Source organism: Lacrimispora amygdalina (assembly GCF_003432035.1).
GTDB lineage: Bacteria > Bacillota > Clostridia > Lachnospirales > Lachnospiraceae > Lacrimispora > Lacrimispora amygdalina.
In genome coordinates this window covers 1-22,688 of the sequence record NZ_QOHO01000113.1, presented here as the reverse complement: position 1 = coordinate 22,688, position 22,688 = coordinate 1, and the positions used below count along the sequence as shown (strand labels likewise).

The 22,688-nt window shown below is 41.7% G+C and carries 20 protein-coding genes and 1 riboswitch; of the genes, 16 read left to right on the top strand and 4 right to left on the bottom strand.

Features of this window, described 5'->3' with window-relative positions:
* Positions 1-23 precede the first annotated feature (23 nt).
* The 13 genes from DS742_RS26545 to DS742_RS26480 all read left to right on the top strand — a co-directional run bounded on the left by DS742_RS26545 (position 24) and on the right by DS742_RS26480 (position 14,053).
* The gene (locus tag DS742_RS26545; protein WP_117419924.1) at positions 24-932 is read left to right on the top strand and encodes a DMT family transporter; all 909 of its coding nucleotides are present in this window, start codon (positions 24-26) and stop codon (positions 930-932) included.
* Positions 933-946: 14 nt separating this feature from the next.
* A complete protein-coding gene (locus tag DS742_RS26540) occupies positions 947-1,624 on the top strand; it encodes a hypothetical protein (protein ID WP_117419923.1) in 678 nt (225 codons plus the stop codon).
* 107 nt (positions 1,625-1,731) lie between these two features.
* Entirely contained in the window at positions 1,732-2,064 is a 333-nt protein-coding gene (locus tag DS742_RS30170) for a rubredoxin-like domain-containing protein (RefSeq protein WP_117419922.1), read from the top strand.
* Between the two features lie 112 nt (positions 2,065-2,176).
* Positions 2,177-2,280: riboswitch (purine riboswitch) on the top strand.
* A 126-nt stretch (positions 2,281-2,406) separates the two neighbouring features.
* A complete protein-coding gene (locus tag DS742_RS26530; RefSeq protein ID WP_117419921.1) occupies positions 2,407-3,867 on the top strand; it encodes a xanthine dehydrogenase small subunit in 1,461 nt (486 codons plus the stop codon).
* Positions 3,857-6,184 carry a xanthine dehydrogenase molybdopterin binding subunit gene (gene xdhB, locus DS742_RS26525; protein ID WP_170313606.1) on the top strand — a complete coding sequence of 776 codons (2,328 nt, stop codon included), beginning with the start codon at positions 3,857-3,859 and terminating at the stop codon, positions 6,182-6,184. The genes DS742_RS26530 and xdhB overlap by 11 nt, the downstream gene beginning before the upstream one ends.
* A gap of 253 nt (positions 6,185-6,437) precedes the next feature.
* Positions 6,438-7,775, top strand: a complete 1,338-nt coding sequence (locus DS742_RS26520) for an aminotransferase-like domain-containing protein (protein WP_117419919.1) — start codon at positions 6,438-6,440, stop codon at positions 7,773-7,775.
* A 105-nt stretch (positions 7,776-7,880) separates the two neighbouring features.
* Positions 7,881-8,309 carry a LytTR family DNA-binding domain-containing protein gene (locus DS742_RS26515; RefSeq protein WP_242996862.1) on the top strand — a complete coding sequence of 143 codons (429 nt, stop codon included), beginning with the start codon at positions 7,881-7,883 and terminating at the stop codon, positions 8,307-8,309.
* Between the two features lies 1 nt (position 8,310).
* Positions 8,311-8,733: a hypothetical protein gene (locus DS742_RS26510; protein WP_117419917.1), complete on the top strand. Its 423-nt coding sequence runs from the start codon at positions 8,311-8,313 to the stop codon at positions 8,731-8,733.
* Positions 8,726-9,340: a methyltransferase family protein gene (locus DS742_RS26505; RefSeq protein WP_117419916.1), complete on the top strand. Its 615-nt coding sequence runs from the start codon at positions 8,726-8,728 to the stop codon at positions 9,338-9,340. The genes DS742_RS26510 and DS742_RS26505 overlap by 8 nt, the downstream gene beginning before the upstream one ends.
* A 145-nt stretch (positions 9,341-9,485) precedes the next feature.
* On the top strand, positions 9,486-10,940 hold the full coding sequence (locus DS742_RS26495; protein WP_117419914.1) for a histidine kinase N-terminal 7TM domain-containing diguanylate cyclase: 1,455 nt from the start codon (positions 9,486-9,488) through the stop codon (positions 10,938-10,940).
* Between the two features lie 96 nt (positions 10,941-11,036).
* Positions 11,037-11,936 carry an AraC family transcriptional regulator gene (locus tag DS742_RS26490; protein ID WP_117419913.1) on the top strand — a complete coding sequence of 300 codons (900 nt, stop codon included), beginning with the start codon at positions 11,037-11,039 and terminating at the stop codon, positions 11,934-11,936.
* A 100-nt stretch (positions 11,937-12,036) separates the two neighbouring features.
* Positions 12,037-13,179 carry an aldo/keto reductase gene (locus DS742_RS26485; protein WP_117419912.1) on the top strand — a complete coding sequence of 381 codons (1,143 nt, stop codon included), beginning with the start codon at positions 12,037-12,039 and terminating at the stop codon, positions 13,177-13,179.
* A 16-nt stretch (positions 13,180-13,195) separates the two neighbouring features.
* Positions 13,196-14,053 (top strand): metallophosphoesterase family protein, encoded by an 858-nt coding sequence (locus DS742_RS26480; RefSeq protein ID WP_170313604.1) that lies wholly within the window; start codon positions 13,196-13,198, stop codon positions 14,051-14,053.
* A gap of 224 nt (positions 14,054-14,277) precedes the next feature.
* Here DS742_RS26480 and DS742_RS26475 read toward each other — a convergent pair whose 3' ends face one another.
* Entirely contained in the window at positions 14,278-16,416 is a 2,139-nt protein-coding gene (locus DS742_RS26475) for a glycoside hydrolase family 88/105 protein (protein WP_117419910.1), read from the bottom strand.
* 302 nt (positions 16,417-16,718) lie between these two features.
* Here DS742_RS26475 and hydE point away from each other — a divergent pair, with 302 nt between their 5' ends.
* Both hydE and DS742_RS26465 read left to right on the top strand, forming a co-directional pair.
* On the top strand, positions 16,719-17,759 hold the full coding sequence (gene hydE, locus DS742_RS26470; RefSeq protein ID WP_117419909.1) for a [FeFe] hydrogenase H-cluster radical SAM maturase HydE: 1,041 nt from the start codon (positions 16,719-16,721) through the stop codon (positions 17,757-17,759).
* 261 nt (positions 17,760-18,020) lie between these two features.
* Entirely contained in the window at positions 18,021-18,845 is an 825-nt protein-coding gene (locus DS742_RS26465; RefSeq protein WP_170313603.1) for a YitT family protein, read from the top strand.
* 79 nt (positions 18,846-18,924) lie between these two features.
* On the opposite strand, the gene DS742_RS26460 is transcribed toward DS742_RS26465, so the two are convergent.
* Positions 18,925-19,506: a hypothetical protein gene (locus DS742_RS26460; RefSeq protein WP_242996855.1), complete on the bottom strand. Its 582-nt coding sequence runs from the start codon at positions 19,504-19,506 to the stop codon at positions 18,925-18,927.
* A gap of 280 nt (positions 19,507-19,786) precedes the next feature.
* Between DS742_RS26460 and DS742_RS26455 the strand changes: the two genes are divergently transcribed.
* Complete coding sequence (locus DS742_RS26455; protein ID WP_117419907.1) at positions 19,787-21,694, top strand: BglG family transcription antiterminator; 1,908 nt, start codon at positions 19,787-19,789, stop codon at positions 21,692-21,694.
* Positions 21,695-21,893: 199 nt separating this feature from the next.
* Here DS742_RS26455 and DS742_RS26450 read toward each other — a convergent pair whose 3' ends face one another.
* Together DS742_RS26450 and DS742_RS29095 are read right to left on the bottom strand one after the other, a co-directional pair.
* Complete coding sequence (locus tag DS742_RS26450; RefSeq protein ID WP_117419906.1) at positions 21,894-22,352, bottom strand: polymorphic toxin type 44 domain-containing protein; 459 nt, start codon at positions 22,350-22,352, stop codon at positions 21,894-21,896.
* Between the two features lie 62 nt (positions 22,353-22,414).
* Positions 22,415-22,688, bottom strand: a 274-nt coding sequence (locus tag DS742_RS29095) for a hypothetical protein (RefSeq protein ID WP_170313602.1), incomplete at its 5' end; no start/stop codon positions are given.

Below are 22,688 nucleotides of genomic sequence, written 5' to 3'. Positions count from 1 at the left end.
CAATGCTGTGAGAAAGGACTGATATGAAAAATATTTCTGGAAAAATTTATTTAATGCTTGGGTTTTCCTTAGCGGGAACTTCCGTTGTTACCGGATCCATACTTACGGAAAAGTTAAATGGGCGTCTGGTAACACCTATAAGTTTAGGTATCATGCTTTTATGTCTGTTTCCTTTTTATGGGATCAGATCGATCCGTCTGGCTGGCGGCCTTAAGAAAAGGGATCTGGCAGTTTTTACTTTGCAGGCAGGCTTTGGGATTGTTTTATTCCGCCTGTTTCTCTTGACAGGCGTGGGCCTGACAAGCACTGTGGAGGCTGGAATTCTAACTGGAACTACTCCAGCGATTACTTCCATTCTGGCATTTCTGGTATTAAAGGAAACCTGCAATTCCTGGACTGTACTTGGCATTGCCTGCAGTGTTCTGGGAATTGTTCTGATACAGAAAAATCCACAGAATTCAGCGGCATTTTCTATGAGCCATGCGGTTGGAAATTTACTGATTCTTTGTGCTGCGGCGAGTGAATCAACGTTCAATATTATTTCCAGAAAATACAGGGAAGAAGGAAATGATACAGAATTATTTTCTGTTCCGCCTATGATACAAATGTATCTGGTATCATTAATCGCCTTTTTTTTATCCCTGATACCTGGATTTTATAAGCAGTCTGTACTGTCACTTTCCACCATTGGCTGGAGGGAATGGCTGGCATTAAGCTGGTATGGTCTGGTGGTCACTGCTTTGGCTTTTATCTTTTTTTTTCAAGGAGTTAAGCGCTCTGGCGCATATACGACAGCTGCATTTTCAGGTATGATTCCTCTAACTTCCATGCTGTTGTCACTATTTTTCCTCAATGAACCGATTGGTCTGAATCAATGGGCAGGCGGAGGCTTTATTATTTTCGGCATGCTGTTCATTGGACGGCAGTCATAAAACAGGAGGCAGTTATGATAATTTTTGAGAAAGATATAGAAAAAGTTTATCCAGGTACCATTATGGGGGTTCTCATTGTAAGGGGAATTTCGGAAAGAGCGGTATGTAAAAAAGAAGATGAAGCCAAATTTTTGAAAGAACTGAGGGAGAAATATGAGGGGTTTACAAGAAAAGAATTAAAAGAACAGAGTCCTGTTGATGCCTATGCATCCTATTACAAAAAGTTTGGACAAAGTTATCATCTTCTGGCACAGCTTGATTCCATGCTAAATGGGAAAAAAATATGCGATTCAAAATTACCTCTGCTTCAGTCTATGTTTTTTAATGAGCTGGAGAGTATGATGCTGACTGCTGGTCACGATTTAAACAGGCTGAAACCACCTCTTCGTTTGGATCTGGCAGCAGGAAATGAAGCTTACCAGTCTATCTCTGGAAGAGACGTAACTGCAGCAGCAGGTGATATAATATTGAGTGACAGTGTCAGGGTGTTTTCCAGTATTTTGAAAGGACCGGACTATGATACAAGAATAACACCGGATACAAGCGATGTTCTGTTTACAATCTATGCACCTCCGGGAATCGGTGCCCCTAAAGTCAGGACAGCGCTGAAGAAGCTGGAAAAGAGAATCCTGGCATTAGCGCCGAATTGCAAAACGGAAATTCTTCAGGTTCTGGAAGCCCAAACTTGTTAATAAATGGTGAATTTTTCTGGCAGCGGTTGACAAATGAAATTGCATGGGAGATACTAATAGTAATCTTCAAGTATTGAAAAAAATAATTCAATTAGGAGGCATGTAATATGAAATTATTCAGATGTACTGTATGCGGGTATGTTTATGAAGGGGAGACCGCTCCGGAAGTTTGCCCCAAATGTAAAGTGGGAGCAGAGAAGTTTGAAGAACTCAGCGAGGAAGATGCTGAAAAAATATACCGTTCTGACCGCACCAATGCCATTCACATGGAGATTATCACATTAGCAGAGAAGATGATCGCATTATGCAAGGAAGGAATTGAGGATAACCTTGATCCCAAATGTGTATCTGCATTTACCCAGGCGAAGGATGAGGCATGGACTATTAAGCAGAGATCCAAGACAGAGCTTGCAGGTCATATGAAATTAGGAAAATATTAGAAAACAGACAGAGTTTAATATATGCTGGTATAAAAATCCTGTAGAAGTTGATAAAAATTTATTGACTATCTGGCATAATCCGGTATAATTATTTGTAAAGATACAAAGAAGTATTTGAATATGGACTGCTTCTTGTATAAGCTCATTAATATGGTTTGAGCGTCTCGACCAGGCGACCTTAAATTGCCCCAGGCTACATGAGCACAGACTGAACTGCCGCTTCAATCGAAGCAGTTGTTCTGGTGTGTGTTTCGTGTGCCTGGGGCTTTTTTTTATCCAAAAGCCCGAAGAAATGCGTGCAGACCAGCGGGAAAACAGGAATGAAAAGGAGTAAGGAAAGGTATGAAAAAAACGATTCGCTTCTTTCTGAACGGAACATTAAAAGAAATTTCAGTCAATGGGGAAACAACAGTTTTGGAGCTTCTGCGCAGCCGGTTCCGGTTAAACGGAATTAAGGAAGGCTGCGGAGAGGGGGACTGCGGAGCCTGCACGGTAGTAATCGGGGAGGTAAGAGAGGGTAAGGTACATTATAAGTCAGCAGCAGGCTGTTTATATCTGGCAGCAAAGCTTGAGGGGAAGCATCTCATTACCATAGAAGGGCTTGCACAAAAGGAAAAGCTTCATCCGATACAGGAAGCTGTTTTAAATGCACATGCGACTCAGTGCGGGTTTTGTACACCTGGTGTGATTTTGTCCATACTGGCGCTTTATCTGGAGAGACCAAATCCCGGAAAAGAAGAATTCCGCAGATATTTAGAGGGGAATCTCTGCCGGTGTACGGGATATGCAGCGATTCGGAAAGTGCCGGAATACTTGGAGGATTTAACCATTGATTCAGAAAATATACGCCCCTCATATCTGGATCAGACAGAAGAAAAACAGCTGGCTTTCGTTCATGAGGATATTTTTGTTGATGACGGCGTAAATGCCTATTATTCCCCTGTTTCAGAAGAAAACCTGGTAGCCTTTATAAAAGTTCACGGAGAACTTGTCTCAGGGAAGAACCTGCGGTTCCTAAATGGCGGAAGCGATGTTGTAGTGGGAATCAAGAAAAGAAACCAGCATTACAGGCTCCTTGTGGACATCAGCAGAGTTTCGTCTCTCCAAAAAATTTCATACGGGGAAGATCACCAGCTGACGATTGGAGGCGGAGTTACCTTATCAGCCATTATTGATACGGTAAAGCCATTATTTCCCCAGTTTTCCGATGCAGTCTTAAGTATGTGCTCGGAGCAGGTAAGATCCTCCGCGACGTTGGCAGGCAATCTTGTTAACGCTTCTCCGGTAGCAGATACGGTTCCTCTTTTGATGGCTATGAATGCAGTTTTAACATTAAGAGGCTGTGAAGGAACAAGATGCGTTCCTGTCAGGGAGTTTTATCATGGCTATAAACAGACGGAAAACAAATCAGATGAGTGGGTTGCTTCTATTTCGATTCCTTTGGGAGAGTATGATTTTATCCACTTTGAGAAAGTCAGCAAAAGAAAAGAAGTGGATATTTCCGCAGTTAATTCCGCCATGGCCTTAAAGATTTCAGATGGAATTATTAAAAAGGCTTCCATTGCCTGCGGAGGTGTGGGCCCTACCACACTTTTCATGCCGGAAACCTCCCATTATCTGGAGGGAATGAGTATGACAGAAGAAACTTTTTTGGGAGCTTATGAGATAATTGGCAGAGAGGCAGCTCCGATCGGTGATGTGAGAGGCAGTGCAGACTACCGGAAAGCTGTGATGCAGAATCTTTTAATGAAACATTATCTGGCTTATGAAAGCAGTCAGGAGGCAGATGGTCATGAAGAATGAACAGATGAAACAAAACAGCCAGTGGGGGCAGGCAGGAACTTCGCCTCTGCATGTAAGCGGACGTGATCACGTTATGGGACGCTCCCAGTTTATTGATGATATACCGAAACCCGGAAACCTGTTATTTGTAAAAGTTATGGTCAGTCCGGCTGCCAGCGGACGGATCAAAAAGCTGGATACTCAAAAAGCCAGTGAGATGCCGGGGGTAGCGGCTGTCCTGACTGCAGAAGATATTCCGGGAGAGAATCAGATCGGAGGAATCATTAAAGATGAGGTCTGTCTCGCCCAGGGCCATGTGCAGTTTGTGGGTGAGCCTGTGGCAATCATTGCTGCCGAAAGCTTGAAGGAAGCAGAGGCAGCTATGGAACAGATCCTGTTTGAGGTGGAGGAAGAAACTCCTGTGCTTACTGTAAGGGAGGCTGTGAGAAGAGAACAGTTTGTAGGTCCTGTGAGGAAAATTGAGCACGGAGATGTAGAGGCCGTCTTTGCTGACTGCCCTTATTATATGGAAGGCGTGATCAGAAATGAGGGCCAGGAACATTTTTACCTGGAAACCCAGAGTACTCTTGCTGTCCCGGAAGATAACGGCGGGATTACCCTGTATTCCTCTTCCCAGAATCCCAACGAGATTCAGAAGATGGCGGCCGGTGTTTTAGGGCTGCTTCAGAATATGGTTACAGTAGATATTAAAAGACTGGGCGGGGGATTTGGAGGAAAGGAATCCCAGGCGACTTCCTGGGCCTGTCTTGCAGCTCTTGCAGCATATCATACCGGGCGTCCTGCCCTGATACATCTTACAAGAGATGAAGATATGCTTTCAACCGGAAAGCGCCACGCATTTGAAAGCGATTACCGGGTAGCGTTTGACAAAGATGGAAAGATTCTTGCTTATTGTGTAGAGCTTAATTCCAACTGCGGGGCTGTTGCGGATGTGAGCACTTCCGTTTTAGAAAGAGCGATGCTTCATGCAGAGAACAGCTATCACATTGAAAACATCAGAATTATTGGAAGACCCTGCAAGACAAACTTACACCCGGCGACTGCATTCCGTGGTTTTGGCGGCCCACAGGGGATATTCGCAATTGAAAGTGTAATGGAGAGAATTGCGTATACTCTTGGACTGGACCCCTATGATGTGAGAATGAAGAACATGTACCGGAAGGGGGATATGGCCCCATACGGGCAGGAAATCCATCATGGTGAGGACATTGGAAGAATATTTGAGAAACTGAGAACTGACAGCCGGTGGGACGAACGGAAAAAAGAGATTGCCGTATTCAATCAGAACAACCGGTATAGGAAAAAGGGGCTTGGGATCACCCCTGTAAAGTTTGGAATTTCCTTTACTGCCGCCCATTTAAATCAGGGGAGTGCTTTAATTCACGTATTTGTTGACGGTTCTGTTTCTGTAACTCACGGAGCAATCGAGATGGGGCAGGAGGTCAATACCAAGATTGCCCAGATCGCTGCAACCACTCTGGGAGTACCCATTGGATCAATCAGGATTGAAAGCAATAACACCAAACGGGTAGCCAACACCTCAGCGACTGCTGCATCCTCCGGCTGTGATTTAAACGGTCATGCGGTGGAGAATGCTGCTCTTAAAATTTTGGGAAGGCTGAAGGAACTGGTTTTAAAGTTATATCCGGGAGAAGATGCGGCATTTGAAAATGGTTTTGTATATCCGGTTCATGAGGGGAAGACAGATTATGAAAATCCTCTTATTGCGTTTAAAGAACTGGTTCAGAAGGCATATTTCGAGAGGGTTGATTTATGCGATCATGGATTTTACGCAACTCCGGGCATTTATTTTGACAGGGACAAAGGGGAAGGCAATCCATTCCTGTACTATGTTTTCGGGGCTGCAGTTGCTGAAGTGACAGTGGATTTACTTACCGGACGGACCACTCTTGATTCCGTCCATATCCTTCATGACTGCGCAAGCAGTATTAATCCCATGGTGGATATCGGACAGATTCAGGGAGCTTTTATTCAGGGTGTGGGCTGGGTAACAACGGAAGAACTGGTATATCAGGAGAGCGGAAGGCTGCTCAGCAGTTCACCGGCTACCTATAAGATTCCTACCATTGGTGATATTCCGGAGGAATTTCATATCGAACTGATGGACGGCTGCATCAATGAGCTGGGGATCAAACGGTCTAAAGCGATTGGAGAACCGCCCTTTATCTATGGAGAATCCGTATTTTTTGCAATCACAGATGCGCTCTGCTCTCTGGGAAGCTATCCCGAAGAATTAAGCATACCAGCAACTCCGGAGAAAATCTGGAGGGTGATAAAACGGAACAAAGAGCAATAGAGTAATGTTACTGAGCAGGAGAAAAGCATTTAATCAGCTTTTCTCCTGCTCTTTTAAAATTTTTAATCCGAAGGGGAAGGCGTCAGTCTTGTTTTTGGCCGGGCAGACAGGCGAAGCCATTTATCCCTCTTATTTTTTATAATGAAGTCTCCTTTCAGGTGGATGATTAATATGTGAATAGTTTATAATAGAGAAAAGAACAGTACAATAATAGATAAAGATAACTGTACTACTACAGTGGAAAGCTGGGCAGATGAAAAAATCAGAAGAGGTAAAAAAATATATTGAGGATCTGATTGGAGAAGGAAAATTAAAAAGCGGAAGCAGGCTTCCAAGCTGCAGAGAAACTGCGGCGGCGCTGGCAATTAATAAAATCACGGTAAACCGCGCTTACAGGGAACTTGAGGAGGAACATAAGGTTTATTCTATTCAAAGAGGTGGATTTTATCTGGCAGATTTTAATCTGGAGTCAGAGCAGGGGAAGACCATCGTGGATTTCACGGCAGTAACACCGGATAAAAGGCTTCTGCCCTACCGGGAGTTTACTCATGTCATGAATAAATCCACAGAGTTATATAAAACGAAAGCTTATGATTATGAGGAACCAAAGGGACTTATAAGCTTAAGAAATGTTCTTGGCAAATATCTGATGACTGGCGGAATTTATACCGGCCCGGAACAGATTCTGGTGACGAACGGAGCCCAGCAGGCGATTGGTCTTGCCCTTCAGTGTATCTTTCCGGACCGGAAGGGTAAGCTCCTGGTAGAAATACCGACTTACAGCCTGGCAATAAAGCAGGCACAGATGATGGGAATTCCCATGATCGGAATTGAACGCACTAGTACAGGGTATGACTTTAAAAAACTGGAAAAGCTGCTGAAAGAGGAAGATATACGAGCTTTTTATTTCATTCCCAGACATCACAATCCAACTGGATACAGTTTGAACGAAAAGGATAAGAGAAAAGTTGCAGATCTTTTTAATGAGTATTCTATTTTATTAATTGAAGATGATTATCTGGCAGATTTAGGTTCCAGTAAGAATGCCATGCCAGTTCACTACTATGGAGACAAGGAAAAAGTAATATATATCCGGAGCTTTTCTAAGACTTTTATGCCGGGACTGCGGATTGGAGCTGGTGTATTCCCCAAATTTATGGTTGATGAAGCAACAGAAAGGAAGCGTCTTACAGATTTAAACACGTCTAAAACATTTCAATATGCGCTGGAGCTTTTTATTGAATCCGGTATGTATGAAAAACATATTCGTAAAGTCAGGAAGATTTATTCTGAGAAAATGAAAAAAGCATCGGCAATTTATAATTCTCTGAAGTCTAAGGATATGGACTGGCACATTCCAGATAATGGAATTTTTATATGGGTGGTTGATAATAGGAAGAATAACTGTTCTTTATTGGAAAGAAACTTAATAGAGCAGGGGATCATAATAAAGAATGCAGATGATTGCTTTCTATCAGATTATTTAATTGAGAACAGTAACAGAAGGTGCTACCGGCTGTGCCTCTCAGGGATCACAAGCGAGAATGTGGAACGGCTGTCAGAGGTAATAAAAGCATTTCAACAAACGTGAAACTGGCATTATAAACGCAATCAGGGGTATTTAAGGCATATTTACTTGAGTGAACAAAAGAAAAGTTTTATATTTATGGTGTCAGGAGGTGTTTCTTTGAAGTTAATGCTGCAGCATAAAAAAGAGTTACAGGAAACAGAGATAGAAATAAAATATCCAAACATGACAGAAAGAATTACAAAGCTGATTCAGCACATCAGACAATATGACTTCATGTTGGAAGGATTTAAGGAAGATAAGCTTTATCAGATCCCATTGGAACAAGTCTGTTACATTGAAACAATAGACAGGAAAACATTTATCTATTCAGACAGGAATATGTATGAGACAAAAAAGACCATTCAGGAAATAGAATCAGTACTGGAGGGAACAACCATTGTCCGAATTTCCAAATCTCAATTACTGAATATTACTGCCATCAATAGTGTAAAACCCTATCCGAATCACCGGATCATGGTGGAACTCATGAATGGTGAGCATCTTCTTGTTTCAAGAAAATACATAACAGACTTAAAAGAAAAGATAAGGAGATAGTATGGCGCAAAAGGTATTAAAAACATATATTCCTGCAATTTCAATGTGCTTTACCGTTATTATACTGATGGCAGGAATCATTAATTTAGTTACAGAGGAAAGGCAGAACTTTTTTATTGTGTTCTCCTTTGAAGTAGCGGGGTATTTAACTCTTACCTGTATTTTGGATGAATTGATAGGCAGGTTTGATTATAAGACATATCTCGGTCATTTTCTGACTGAAACAGTGTTTCTGTATCCCATTACCATGTTCTTTGCAGTGAGATTTAAATGGATTGGTATCAATACAATTTCTATTGTATTATGCTCTGCTGTATATTTTTGGGTTATGGCTGCAAATCATCTTTATTTTTACTATATGGAAAAAAGCAATGCAGAAGAAATAAATCGATTATTGGAAGCGTGGAGAGATAAAAATGTTTGATACTTCGAAATTTCCTGATTCAACATCATTTTATATGTTTCATTTGGCTTTGCTGCTTATGATAGCAGCAGAAGTGTTTATAGTTTTTTATACACATTCGAAAGACAGAGGTGGGGAAAAAATTAATAAACGGGACAAAGGTACCAAATGGATGCTGATGATTAACTTTTATGTCTGTATTTATTTAAGCTTTTTTATGGTTGGTCATAATGGCTGGGATTATATTCTAAATACAAAATTGCCGGTGGTGGTTATCTATCCCGGAGTCGGACTTATGCTGGCGGGGATTATGATTCGATTATGGGCGGTGCTCACTTTAAAGAGATCGTTTACATTATCTGTGCAGACATCGAAAGAGCAGCATCTTATTACAACCGGGATCTATGGAAAAGTCAGAAATCCGGCATATACAGGCAGCATATGCAGTCTGATAGGCACAGCGCTTGGACTTAGGGGAGTGATTGCACTGGCGATTGTAATTATTTTTTCCATAGTAAGTTATACTGCCAGAATCTTTGTTGAAGAAGAGGCATTAAGGAAGCATTTTGGAAAAGAATTTACTGAATATGAGAAGCGTACCTATAGGCTAATCCCTTATATATGGTAGAAGAGTAAAAAAGAATGTCAAAAGCATTCTGCTTTCAATGAGCAGCTTGTTTTTGACATTTTCCTTTTCCTTAATTCCTGTCTGGAGATCATTGACATTTGCCTGCTGATTCTCTAAAATAACAAGCGGGAGAGGAGTTTTACATATGAATAATGTTTTACTGAGCGTATTGCTGATCATTTCTTCTGCACTGATCGGTAATTTTGTTATTTATGGCCTGGCCAGAAGAAGAACTCCGGGTGTTTATTATTTTTGCCTTTTAATGACGGCTATGATTTTCCATTCCGTAGGGTATGCATTTGAGCTGCTGTCTGATTCAGCAGATATCATGTATATCTGGATTAAGGTTGAATATATTGGAGTATCATTTTATCCGTTTTTAATTATGATGTTTTCCAGGGAGTATACAGAAGAAAAAAGCTTTGCAAACAGATTTGTGGTGTCCCTTGTCCTGATGGTTAATGTCATCACGTTAATTCTTGTATATACCAATAACCATCATTTCCTATATTACTCTTCCATTGCCGTGGATTATTCACCTGGATTTCCTATTTTGGCTCTTCAAAAGGGAATCTGGTATCAGATTCAGGTGTTCTTTCTCTGCTTTTCCATTTTCTACAGCATAACGGTACTGATGATAAAACTGAAAAGGACCAGTGGCAGCTACAGGAATAAAGTGTTGTTTCTTCTGATGGGTGTGACTGCACCTGTAATCACAATGATGCTTTATCTGCTGGGTATGGGACCTGTTTATCTGGATATGACTCCATTTTCTTATTTTATCATGAGCATTTCCATTACTATAGGTCTTTTCAGATATGACATGCTGGTTCTTAATCCCATCACTTATGAGATGATATTCCAAAGCATCAATGAAGCAGTTCTTGTAATTGACAGCAACGGTATGCTGGTCGGATTTAACAATGTATCCAAAGAATTTTTCCCATCTCTTTCAAAAATGAAAATCGGACAGTCTTTTGAGCTCATTGAAGAACTAAAGGATCATAATCTGGATTCGGTAAATCCGGTTCATGATATTTGCGGCAGGATATACAGCTTTAAGGCAATTACAATGAAAACCCACAGAGTCCGTATTTACGTGGCAAATGATATCACAGAATCAGAAAATGCGAAAAAACAACTGGAGATTCTGGCTACCATAGATTCTCTGACAGGACTTTATAACCGCAGATATTTTATGGAGCAGGTGGAACGGTTTGGATCAGACGGGGTGTTCGTGATCATTGACCTTGATCATTTTAAAGTGATTAATGATACCTTCGGACACTTTGAGGGAGACCGGGTTTTAAGTGATTTCGGTATATTAATTCAGCATACCTTTCCGGACCATATTTCCTGCCGTTACGGCGGGGAAGAGTTTGCTGTATTTCTGGCAGAGACCGGCTTAGGAGAAGCCTATAAACGGGTAGAGACTTTAAGAGCGAAAAACAGCAAAGGAATTCAAAGCTGTAAAGTCACGTTTTCAGCAGGGATGACGGAATACCATATTGGATCTGGGACAGTTTCAGAGGCACTGATACGGGCAGATCAAAAGCTTTATGAAGCAAAGGAGAGAGGGCGGGACAGAATCTGCCTGTAAAGCTTCCTGATATTCTGCCGGACAAAATGCGGCAACCGGTGACAGGACAGAATTACATTAGAATTTTATAATAGTTTGTGAAAGGGGAGACGAATAATGGAATGGGTAAAACTTTTACAAACGGCCATAGATTATATGGAGGATCATCTTCTTGAGAAGATCAGTTATGAGGATGCTGCAAGAGCGGTTCATATGTCCAGCTATAATTTTCACAGAACCTTTAGTCTTATGGCTGGAATGACAGCCAGTGAATACATAAGGAACCGAAGGCTGTCTCTGGCGGGGCAGGAACTTCAGATGACTGATATGAAGGTGATCGATGCAGCCTATAAATACGGTTATGAAACTCCGGAAAGCTTTACAAAGGCATTCTCCAGATTTCACGGTGTAACCCCCAAAGCCGCAAAGTTAAGGGGAACCCGGCTTTCATTATTCAATGCACTGGTTATCAAAATCACATTGGAAGGCGGGAAAGCGATGGATTACAGGATTGTGGAAACAGGAAATAAGAGATATGCAGCAAAAGTCAAGGCATTTAAAAATGAGATAATAAACGACAATGGAAATCAGGAGATCCCTGATTTCTGGACGCAGTGCATGAAGGATAAGGTCTTTGATGCACTTTATACTTTGAAGCCAGAGGGGAAAAGGGACTTATACGGGTTGTGCAGTCCAACCATAGAAGATGAGGATACCTTTGATTATGGTATTGGGGTTGTCATCGATGAAGAAACAGCAATTGATAAAGTACAGGATTTAATTAATCAGGGATTCCGCATCTGGGAAACAGGACCTGCAACGTATGCTGTTTTTTCCTGCTATGGAGAGGATGGAAACTGCATCAATGAAATGTGGAGCAGGTTTTTTAAAGAATTTCTTCCCCAATCCGGTTATAAACATACGGAAGAGACGGATTTTGAAATTTATTTTGAGAAAAGTAGTCCTGGACTGTTTTGTGAACTTTGGATACCGGTAACGGTACAGGGGAAGGAATGATCAAGCTTCGATTCTATTCCGGTGATCTGGATAAAACCTGGTAGATATGCTATACTTCAAATAACTATTGGGTATGTGCAACAATACTTGGAGGGGTAAGATGAGGTATCGGAAACTGGGGAAAACAGGGTTAATGGTCAGTGAGATTGGCCTGGGGGCCGAATGGCTGGAACGACGGAGTTTAGAAGAAGTGAAGGAAGTGGTCAGGCTTTGCTGGGAACAGGGAGTCAATATTTTAGACTGCTGGATGTCAGAGCCAAATGTGAGAACCAATCTGGGAGAGGCAATTAAGGGCTGCAGAGATCAATGGATCATACAGGGCCATTTAGGCGCCACATGGCAGAACGGGCAGTATGTAAGAACCCGGGATATGGAAAAGGTAAAGGAAGCATTTGCAGATTTACTGGCTCGTTTCCAGACTGATTACATGGATCTTGGAATGATCCATTTTGTAGATGAATCCGCCGAGTTTTACAGGATCATGAATGGAGAGTTTATCGATTATGTGAGGAAGTTGAAAGCGGATGGAGTCATCCGCCATATCGGGCTGAGCACCCACAATCCAGCTGTTGCAAAACTGGCTGCTTTAAGCGGTGAGATTGAGATGATTCTTTTCAGCTTAAACCCCGCATTTGATCTGCTTCCTGCAACAGAGGATATGAATGAATTGTTCCAAAAGGACTATCAGGAAGATTTAAATGGTATCGCTCCGGAGCGGGCTGAACTTTATCAGCTTTGTGAAAGGGAAGGCGTTGGTATTACTGTAATGAAGGGATATGGCGGAGGGAGGCTGTTTTCTGAGGAAAATTCTCCGTTTGGAGTGGCCCTTACTCCGGTGCAGTGCATTCACTATGCGCTGACCCGCCCCGCAGTCGCTTCAGTAATGGTTGGATTAAGTACTCCAAAAGAGGTGGAAGAGGCTCTTGCTTATGAGACCGCTGCAGAACAGGAAAAAGATTATGCCAGTGTACTTGCCAGTGCACCCCATCATGCATATTCCGGTCAGTGTACTTATTGCGGCCACTGCGCTCCCTGTCCTGCCCACATCGATATCGCCATGGTTAACAAACTGTATGATCTGGCTGTTATGCAGGAAGAAGTACCTGCTACAGTACGCGCCCATTATGAAAATCTTTCATCCAATGCCTCCGACTGTATCGCCTGCAGAGCATGTGAAACACGGTGTCCATTTGGGGTTTTGGTTGTTGATCGAATGGAGAAAGCCAGGGTATTGCTGGGGTGAGAATCGGGGGAGTCAGATGAAAATAGGGGTATTTTCCGATATTCACAGTAATTATCATGGGTTTCGTGCATGCTATGATGAGGCGGTAAAAAGAGGAGTGAATCAGTTCCTGTTTCTGGGAGACTATGTCAGTGACTGCGCATATCCTGAGAAAACAATGGAGCTTTTGTATCAGATAAGAGACCGGTATCTCTGTCACTTCATAAGGGGGAACCGGGAGGATTATTTATTAAATCATCAAAAGGGGGCAGAAGATGGCTGGACTACCCCATCTTCTGCCACTGGAGGTCTATTATATACTTATGAACATCTTACAAAAGAGGATCTGAAGTTTTTTGAAAGTATGGAGATATCCGGAAAAATGCAGATTGAGGGTTATCCTGATTTTTATTATTGCCATGGAACTTTGGAGAATACAAAGGGTGTATTCCATTTGGGAAGTGAAAAAGCAAAGGAAGTACTTGATAATTTGGATGCAGACCTTATCATATGCGGACATACTCATAAGCAGGGGATCTTTCGACACAAAGGTAAAACGCATGTCAATGCGGGATCTGTGGGGGTTCCATGGGATTATGACGGAGATGCGCAGTATTGCATTCTTCGTGGAGATAATGGAGCGTGGGAGGCTGAGCTGATTCATATAGATTACGATAAATCACTGGCGATAAAAGAACTATATGATAGCCACTTAAACGAAAAGGCCAGAATCTGGACGAAGCTGGTGGAGAAAACCCTCATTACCGGAATTGATCAATCAGACCGCTGCCTGACTGCTGCACTTAAAAAATGGCAGGACGACGGGGGAAGCGGTACCTGGTCCATGCTTCCTGATAAGTACTGGGAAGAAGCAGCAAATGAATTTGGTTTATGAAATGCATATGAAAATAAAAAAGATATCCTCGGCGGCATAATAGCAGTTGAAGATATCTTTTTTATTATAATGTTTAATCCATTTGTTCATTATTTACATGTTAGAAGGTGAAAAAAGGAACAGAAGTATCCAGGATATAGTGAAGGTGTTGATGCTGTTTATTAATATTTAATAGGGAAAGACAATATATGAAAAAAGGCGCTCCATAAGGAACGCCCGTCTGATTAACAGGAAGCAGGATTTTGCAGGAATTCATCCAGCATAAGTTTTTCCACACCCGCCAGCACTGCAATACCGATTCCATGAGGATCGTTAAAGCGCCAGCCAAGCTGACGGTAATAGGATCTGCTGTAAGAACAGTCAGACCCGCGGCATACGCCGTATAGGTCGCCCTTCCGGTTAATCACTGTTTTTTTCATACCTGTCCAGGCTCTGGTTATGGAAGCCATACACCGTATGCGAAGATCTTTTTTAACGATACCCAGCCTGATTCCCCGGGAAAAGGCGCAGATGAACATGGAGGTAGAAGAAGCCTCTTCATAGGTGGTGGAATCATCAAGTATCTGATGCCACATTCCTGTTTCATCCTGTACCTGTAATATGCCTTCTGTCATCTCAAGGAAAAAGGAAGTAACAGCATCGTAATCCGGATGTTCCTTTGGCAGGATAAGAAGAAGTTCAGAGAGGGCGAGAACCACCCAGCCGTTTCCTCTGCTCCAGGGAATCCGGTTCATCTTTCCATAAGTTAAATCAATAATATGGGACATCAGTTTCTTATCCGTCATAAAAAAGTACTGTTTAAAAAGCTTCGCCTGGCGGCACGCATCATCTAAATATGCACGGTCTTCACTGAGCTTATAGTACCGGCATAGAAACGGTATGCTCATATACATATCATCGATCCACATGGTATTGTTGTTTCTGGAAAATACCATGTCTTTTTCTCTTCTCTGACGGTTTCTCATGAAATCAGCTATCACATCAGCAAGTCTTTCTGCTTCACTTGATGGGCGGTATTTGTATGCTTCCAGCAGGAAGGAGCCAAAAGAGCCGCAGTCGTCCAGTTCACTTAACCAGCAAAGCTGGGTATTAACTCCAGGATAGCCGAAAATGGATTTGTCGTATAAGGAATAATCATAGGCAGCAGCTGTCATACGGGCATATTCCAGAACGTATTCCTGCCAGTCAGCCCGGTTGAAATACCGGCTGGCAGTTAACAGACCATATAAGGTAACTCCGCAGGGATAAGTCCATTTTCCGTACAATTCCTCTTCTGAGAATATTCTCACAAACGAATCCGGCAGATCTGTCTTCCAGAAGCACGTACCGTTTTTGCCCGGGTAAACCTTTTCCATAGACAAAAGATCGGAGACAGGCGGGATGTCATCCCCAAACATGCCGGTATAAAGCCACTGTCCTTCATAACCTTTTACGCCTGCAGATAAGGAAACAGCCTTGCCATCAGCCTCTAACCGGAAATCAAATCCAGACTCTTCACCCGCCTGCTTCAGGCACAGGACCAGGAGGCTGTGTGTTCCGCCCTGAAGCATAATGCCTGACTCCCAGGTTCCATTCTGCCATTCCCCGCTTAAATTTCCGTCAATAAAGAGTCTGACCTTTGTATTGCTGCGGCCTGTAACGTGGATGGTTTTTGCTTCATCAAGGAAAAATCCGCTTTTTAAAACGGCAGTTCCCTCACTGGAGGAGCCAAAGATCCGGGTAATGGGGCAGCAGGACTGCGCTTTATCATACTTCACACATGGAAACCAGGTCATACCGTCATAGCAGCCGGAAAGAATGGACTTCAGACGATCAGAATCCCACTTCACCGGTTCGCTGTAAACAAAGCCGGCCTGTCCGTTCCGTCCGGGTACGGGTGAAAGAAAATGAGGCGGTTCCCATTGCGGTTTTGCATTCCGAAGAGCAAATCCAAAGCCAATCTCCGTCTTTTCCGTAAACAGAACGAAGTGGTTGAGCCCGGCTAAAAGGGTGATGGAGAAATACGCAGAGGTTTTAAAACTTTCGTCTCCGGGCAGAGAGCGGAATACCTCTTCTCCGTTTACATAACATACAACAGGCCCCTGACAGCGGACCTCAAAGCGGGAAGGTGTCTGTTCGTGGCTGTAAAGGTCACCTGCCCCATAGCAGATATCTCCGATTTGCGCCTGTGGAAAGCGGCGTTCGAAGTCAAATAAATACCAGCCCTTTGTGTCACATAAAATGCCGGAGGTAAAATCCAGCCGGTACTGATAAGGCGCCTGTGGATTTTCTCCGATGAAGCGGTTGGCAAGCAGTGCAATTACTTCCCTGTCTCTGTCACCAAAAACGGCGTAAGCACTGTCTTCCTCATTAAAATAGTTCATATCTGGTCTCCTTACGTATTAGTTTGAGAGTGATAGGAGTCAAAATGGAAAAGATCATTGTGAAAACCAACAAAAAAATCCCCCATTTATGGTATAATTGTAGCGCATATATGGTTTTTAGTCAAGAAGATAAAACCCACTTCCCCTGAGCTCAGGAAAATGATAGTATAAACATACCATTATACTATGAATTTACGAGAAACTGCCAGAAAATTCATTTATGCAGTTAAGGGGAAACATGTTAAAATAATCACATGAGGCACGGATATGCGTAGCCGTTTCAGGAGAAGGAGCACAGGCATATGAGAGAACTGATCGATAAATTATATAAGAATCATAACCTGGAAAAGGAAGAATTCATTTATTTAATAAAAAATTTTGATAAGGATACCAGCGAGTATCTTTTTTCCCTGGCTCAGTCAACCAGCCAGGAACATTTTCAAAAGGAAGTTTATATCAGAGGATTGATTGAGTTTACCAATTACTGTAGAAATGACTGTTATTACTGCGGGATCAGACGAAGCAATTTAAATGCCAGCCGTTACCGACTGAGCAAAGAGGAGATCCTTTCCTGCTGTCAGAATGGTTATGAGCTTGGCTTTCGGACCTTTGTGCTGCAGGGCGGAGAAGATCCGGCATTTACTGATGAAATTATGACAGATATTATAAAAGACATCAGAGAAGGATATCCGGATTGTGCCATTACTCTTTCCATCGGAGAAAAAAGCTATGAGCAGTATCTGGCATATTATGAGGCTGGTGCAAACCGTTTCCTTCTGCGCCATGAGACCGCTAACGAAGAGCATTATAAAAAGCTTCACCCGGATTCTCTTTCCCTGGAAAACAGAAAAGAATGCTTAAGAAATTTAAAAAAGATCGGTTATCAGGTGGGAACCGGCTTTATGGTGGGTTCTCCTTACCAGACCCCTGAATGTCTGGCAGAGGATCTGCAGTTTATTAAAGAACTGTCTCCGCAGATGGTGGGAATCGGACCCTTTATTCCCCATAAGGACACACCGTTTAAGGATTTTCCTGCCGGAAGCATGGATTTAACCCTGTTTCTGATAGGAATGCTCAGGCTCATGCTCCCCAATGCCTTAATTCCGGCTACAACTGCGCTGGGAACCATAGATCCCAAGGGCAGAGAGAAAGGGATTTTATCCGGTTCCAATGTTTTAATGCCCAACTTATCTCCCATCGGTGTGAGAAAGAAATATGAGCTTTATGACAACAAAATCTGTACCGGAGAAGAGGCAGCGGAATGTAATGTCTGTTTAAGAAACCGGGTTTCTTCGATTGGTTACAACGTGGTAGAAAAAAGAGGAGACTTTGTAGAGATTTAACAAACTTTTTCCTGGCAGAATTGATTTTCTGGACTTATATCACCATAGCGTTCCGATGTTTTGATACATTGATACTCGTTTGTCAGATATATTCGGAAAATTGGTTAGTACAAAGGCTAAAATAGAGAAAATAGTCAAAAAATTAACAAATTAATGTTGTTGCTTAACAGGATTGAAATCTATATAATAGGTGTCGGTGAAATGGCATTAAAACAAACCGCAAAAACTATGAAATCACCTACTGGAATGAGGAGAGCAACAATGAAGAAAAAGCTATTTTGGATAGCAATAGGCCAGTTTATCTCTGCATGTGCATATTGCCAGATTTTGAACGCCAACAATTTAGTCGCAACCGGACTTGGGGGACTGGCTACAGTATTTAACCGTCTGACCGGTGCAGATGTACAGCTGCTTTTAATTATTATGGCATTGCCTATTTTCATCTGGGCATTTTTCAGCTATAGCAAAAAACAGATTTTTTATGCCGCATTCAGCTACTTTATGTTTACCTTTTACGTGGGCATTGTGAACCGGATTCTGCCCCAGCTTCACACAGATCCTATCGCGGCAGCCATCAGCGGCGGCGTTGTGGGCGGAATTGCCGGCGGTATTATTATGAAGCAGAGGGTTGCAAACGGACCGGAATCCATAGTGGCATTGTATCTGAAAGAAAAAAAGGGATTATCAATCGGGTCCTACTATTTAATTATTAATACGGTAGTTATTTTCTCTTCTATTATTTATGGAAATATGACGATGATCATCTATTCCCTGATCTGTACGTTTGTGCAGAGTGTGGTAACTGATAAGCTGATCATTGGATTTGAGAAATATTATAATGTTAATATTATGTCAGATCAGTATTTAGAGATCACACAGTTTATCCGCAACGATTTAAACAGGGGTGCCACCTTTATTCAGGGAATGGATACCTCCAATGTAAAAAAGAAGATGCTGATTCAGGCAGTGGTAAATCAGCAGGAGTTAATTGCAATCAAAGACTTTGTTAAGGCCTTTCATGATGACAGCTTTATCTGTGCAAGCATAAGCAACAATATCATAGGCAGGGGATTTGATGTAGAATAAATATCATATTAAATGAGATCTGCCGGTAATTTCTTCGTTCCATGTGTTGAAACGAAATCAAAAATTGCCGGCAGTTTTTTTAACTGGATAACAGTTCAATTTCAAATGCTGTTGTTTGTGGAGGGATGCTGGCAGTCTGAAAACTGGCATGCTTAATGCGGATCATTTTTCCGGGTTTTAAATCAACGTCAGTCAGTGGCTTACCGTCCTCATCCATGATTTGAGTAGCACTTGAAATAACAAAGCGTATCTGCTCGCTTTCGTCGTTGGGGTTGCCGGTATAGATAAAATGGTTATCTGTATCAACCCAGACAATCCGGTCAGTGGTTATGCGGTATGAGGTGGTGTCCACCATGGCAATTATCCGGTAGGCGTTTGACTGGGGTGGAATGCTTCTTGTCATCACACTGGAAAATGTCGCATTGACATAAGTTCCTTTTGTAATGCTGCATAAGCTGATTACTTCTCCGAATTGGTCAATCAGGAGAGTATCCCAACCAATATTTAACATATCATTCTCACCTGGATCTGCATAAGAGATAAGGAGATATCCCGTCCTGCTGTTGGAGGTAAACATATCTTCCACAAGGGCATTCTGTACCTCCATAATGCTTCCGCTTACTGTAATCATTCCTCTCGCGTCTTCGTTTTCTCCGTTCATAAATACTCCCCTGTCAAAAAGTTTCTATTTCATTATATGCATACAGCACCAATTATTTCATTTGTTTGTTCAATGTTGTATGTGACTGCAAAAAAAAAGAAGATATTACCACTTTGAAAATGGAAAAAAGATTCATTCAGTTAACAGAAGATTTATGTTACTATGTAAATGTGCATAAAAAAAAATAAATAATTATGAATTAATGATAAAAAAGTAACAAAACATAATTTGCTAGTAAAATGAGAACAACACCGGCAGTGATTGACAGGAGTGAAGAAGAATGGACAGGCGAATGAAGCAGATCTTGGATATTTTATCAGACAGAGATTACTATACAGCAGAAATGCTTGCAGAACAGATCCATGCGGGGACAAAAACGGTCCGTAATCTTTTGAAGGAAATCAATCAGGAGATAGAGCCCCATGGCGCTGGTATTCTGTCAAAATACGGAGTGGGTTATTTTCTAAATATTCAGGACAATGAAAAATATGAGGCTTACTGCCGCAAGAATTATGCCCACGGTTCGGAGGAATACCTGCCTTCTACTTCGGAGGAGCGGATCCAGTATTTGCTGGAGTACTTAATCAACAGCGGGTCCTATGTAAAGCTGGAGGAATTAAGCGAAAGCCTGTATATTTCCAAACGGACACTGACGGAAGATCTTAAGGAAGTGGAGCAGTTTTTAAAAAAATTCAATATCCGGATTGTACGCAAGCCCAATTATGGAATCCGCCTGGAAGGAAAAGAATTTGATACCAGACTCTGCATTGCGTCATTTTCCGGTAAGCGGCTTCACAAGGGAAATGAAAGCATGGACGAGATTGCTGCCATCGTATCCATGGTTTTAAAGGAAAATGATTTTATGGTTACAGGAGCGGCGTATCAGAATCTGGTAGTCCATCTTTATATCGCCATCAGCAGGATTATGGAATGCCACTATGTCCCCATGCCGGAGGGGCTTCTTGATAATCCGGAAGAGCGGTATGAATATCACATAGCAAAGACCATAGCAGCAAAGCTGGAAGAGCGGTTTCATATCAGTTTTCCTGAAAATGAAATCGTCTACATCGCCATTCATCTTGCCGGGAAAAAGATGTTTTTGCAGGAAGAGAGTATAGGGGAAAATGTGATTATTACCCAGGAGATCAGTGATCTGGTAACTGCCATGCTGGAACGGGTATATGATCTGTTTAAATTCGATTTTCGCAGTGATTTAGAACTGAGAATGATCTTAAGCCAGCATCTGGTGCCGTTAAGTGTCCGGATCCGGTTTGATATGGATATGAAAAATCCCATGCTGCGTGATGTGAAGGAGAAATTCTGCCTGTCCTATACTATGGCGTGTAATGCGGTCACGGTGCTCAATGAACATTTTAAGGTCTCCTTGTCTGAGGATGAGGTGGCTTACTTTGCTTTCGCCTTTGCACTGGCCCTGGAACGGAAGAAAACGGAAATTAAGAAGAAAAATATTATTCTGGTCTGTTCTTCCGGGAGGGGAAGTGCCCAGCTTTTGCAGTATAAATATAAGAATTCCTTTCATGATTATATCGATGAGATCATTGCCTGTGACGTTGGAAGCTTATATAAGATGGATTTTTCCAGATATGACTATATCTTTACCACAGTTCCCATCACGGTTTCTGTTCCGCTGCCGATTCTGGAAGTGGAATATTTTCTCGGTGACGAGGACATTGTTAATGTTAAGAAAGTACTTTGTGCCCAGAAATCGTTTTCTGTTTGCAATTATTATGAACGGGAGCTGTTTCTCCCACATTTAAAGTTCCGCACCAAATGTGAGGTGCTTCGCTTTATGTGTCAGTTTGTCATTGAAAAGAAGAATCTGCCCCAGGAATTTTATGAATCGGTGCTGCGGCGGGAGAGGCTGGCAAAAACAGCCTTCGGCAATCAGGTGGCAATGCCTCATGCTTATAAAGCCATGAGCAGTGAGACCTTTGTCTGCGTGGGAATTCTTGATGAACCGGTGGAGTGGGGAGATCAGAAAATCCGGGCTGTTTTCCTGGTATGCATTGCGGATAAGGACCATACCAGCGCAGAACTGCAGCACTTTTACCAGCTGACTGCCTCTTTTCTGTTAAGTCAGAGGCAGATTCAGGAACTGGTGAAGAAACAGGATTATGATGCATTTATTAGGGCTATGACTCAGATGGAAGAGGCTCATCCTATGTAAGCAGAGTAGATATAAATAACGGATATTGTCAGTTATAAATAAAGTGCCTGGAAAATGGTTTTTATAGACCAAATCAAGGCACTTTATATCATTATATAGATATTTTGGCTCTATTCTATAATTATTTTAAAAAGGAGTGGAATTAAAATTTTTAAATAAAATAAATTAGGTATTAATATACTGTATTAAACTATCAAGCTCAATGTTCAGCTTGATATTTATCAATTCCCCATTGAATATCTTTTTGATCACGGGGATCATCAAAATAACTATCCCAATAACTAAGATCAGTTGTGCCAGAAAGAATTTGTATAAATCCGGCAGCACTTTTTAAAGTTGTGGGTCCGAAACACACGCTGCCAACATATCCATAATGAAAATTACCGATTGTCTCTCCTGTCATTGTTGCACGTAATTCTGATTCATAATATCTGGTTTTAAGCCCTAAATAATTTTTATAATCCCATACACCTCCTGACTTAACCCTGTCAGCAAAATATTTACCTGCTACTAGGTGCGCAGTTCCAAACACAGCATTATCATATACATTTTTTAGCTGCTTGGCATGAGTTCTTGCTTCTGGCATAATTTCAAATATTTGTGAATCAAGAATTACTCTTGATTCAGCTACTGGGGCTTTTTTTGCCGAAATTTTCAAACTACTATTAACAAGAATGGCATCTTCCTTGATTAATGTATTTAGATGATTAACAAACTCTTTTACAATGCTATTTCATTTATTTCTAAGTTGTTATAAATATCTGAAGACAATCCAATATTTGAATCTGATATATTAACCTTTTTTAAATTATTTAATAGATATGAATAGGCTCCATAATCATCAGATATTTTTTTGTTTTGAACGTTTTTACATTCATCATATACATTTTTATAAACACTATCTATATTGTTGTTATTGGCAGATTCGGCAGCAAATGCAGTTGTAGACAGTATTAATGACATTATCAATAGTAACATTATACTTGTTAGTTTC

Bases quoted from the DNA above. Each gene is read 5' to 3' on its own strand.
- DS742_RS26505 (WP_117419916.1), top strand. From the start codon at position 8,726: ATGTTTGATACTTCGAAATTTCCTGATTCAACATCATTTTATATGTTT.
- DS742_RS26465 (WP_170313603.1), top strand. From the start codon at position 18,021: ATGAAGAAAAAGCTATTTTGGATAGCAATAGGCCAGTTTATCTCTGCA.
- DS742_RS26480 (WP_170313604.1), top strand. From the start codon at position 13,196: ATGAAAATAGGGGTATTTTCCGATATTCACAGTAATTATCATGGGTTT.
- DS742_RS26540 (WP_117419923.1), top strand. From the start codon at position 947: ATGATAATTTTTGAGAAAGATATAGAAAAAGTTTATCCAGGTACCATT.
- DS742_RS26520 (WP_117419919.1), top strand. From the start codon at position 6,438: ATGAAAAAATCAGAAGAGGTAAAAAAATATATTGAGGATCTGATTGGA.
- DS742_RS26460 (WP_242996855.1), bottom strand. From the start codon at position 19,506: ATGAACGGAGAAAACGAAGACGCGAGAGGAATGATTACAGTAAGCGGA.
- DS742_RS26510 (WP_117419917.1), top strand. From the start codon at position 8,311: ATGGCGCAAAAGGTATTAAAAACATATATTCCTGCAATTTCAATGTGC.
- DS742_RS26490 (WP_117419913.1), top strand. From the start codon at position 11,037: ATGGAATGGGTAAAACTTTTACAAACGGCCATAGATTATATGGAGGAT.
- DS742_RS30170 (WP_117419922.1), top strand. From the start codon at position 1,732: ATGAAATTATTCAGATGTACTGTATGCGGGTATGTTTATGAAGGGGAG.
- DS742_RS26495 (WP_117419914.1), top strand. From the start codon at position 9,486: ATGAATAATGTTTTACTGAGCGTATTGCTGATCATTTCTTCTGCACTG.
- DS742_RS26530 (WP_117419921.1), top strand. From the start codon at position 2,407: ATGAAAAAAACGATTCGCTTCTTTCTGAACGGAACATTAAAAGAAATT.
- xdhB (WP_170313606.1), top strand. From the start codon at position 3,857: ATGAAGAATGAACAGATGAAACAAAACAGCCAGTGGGGGCAGGCAGGA.
- DS742_RS26455 (WP_117419907.1), top strand. From the start codon at position 19,787: ATGGACAGGCGAATGAAGCAGATCTTGGATATTTTATCAGACAGAGAT.
- DS742_RS26545 (WP_117419924.1), top strand. From the start codon at position 24: ATGAAAAATATTTCTGGAAAAATTTATTTAATGCTTGGGTTTTCCTTA.
- DS742_RS26475 (WP_117419910.1), bottom strand. From the start codon at position 16,416: ATGAACTATTTTAATGAGGAAGACAGTGCTTACGCCGTTTTTGGTGAC.
- DS742_RS26485 (WP_117419912.1), top strand. From the start codon at position 12,037: ATGAGGTATCGGAAACTGGGGAAAACAGGGTTAATGGTCAGTGAGATT.
- DS742_RS26515 (WP_242996862.1), top strand. From the start codon at position 7,881: ATGCTGCAGCATAAAAAAGAGTTACAGGAAACAGAGATAGAAATAAAA.
- hydE (WP_117419909.1), top strand. From the start codon at position 16,719: ATGAGAGAACTGATCGATAAATTATATAAGAATCATAACCTGGAAAAG.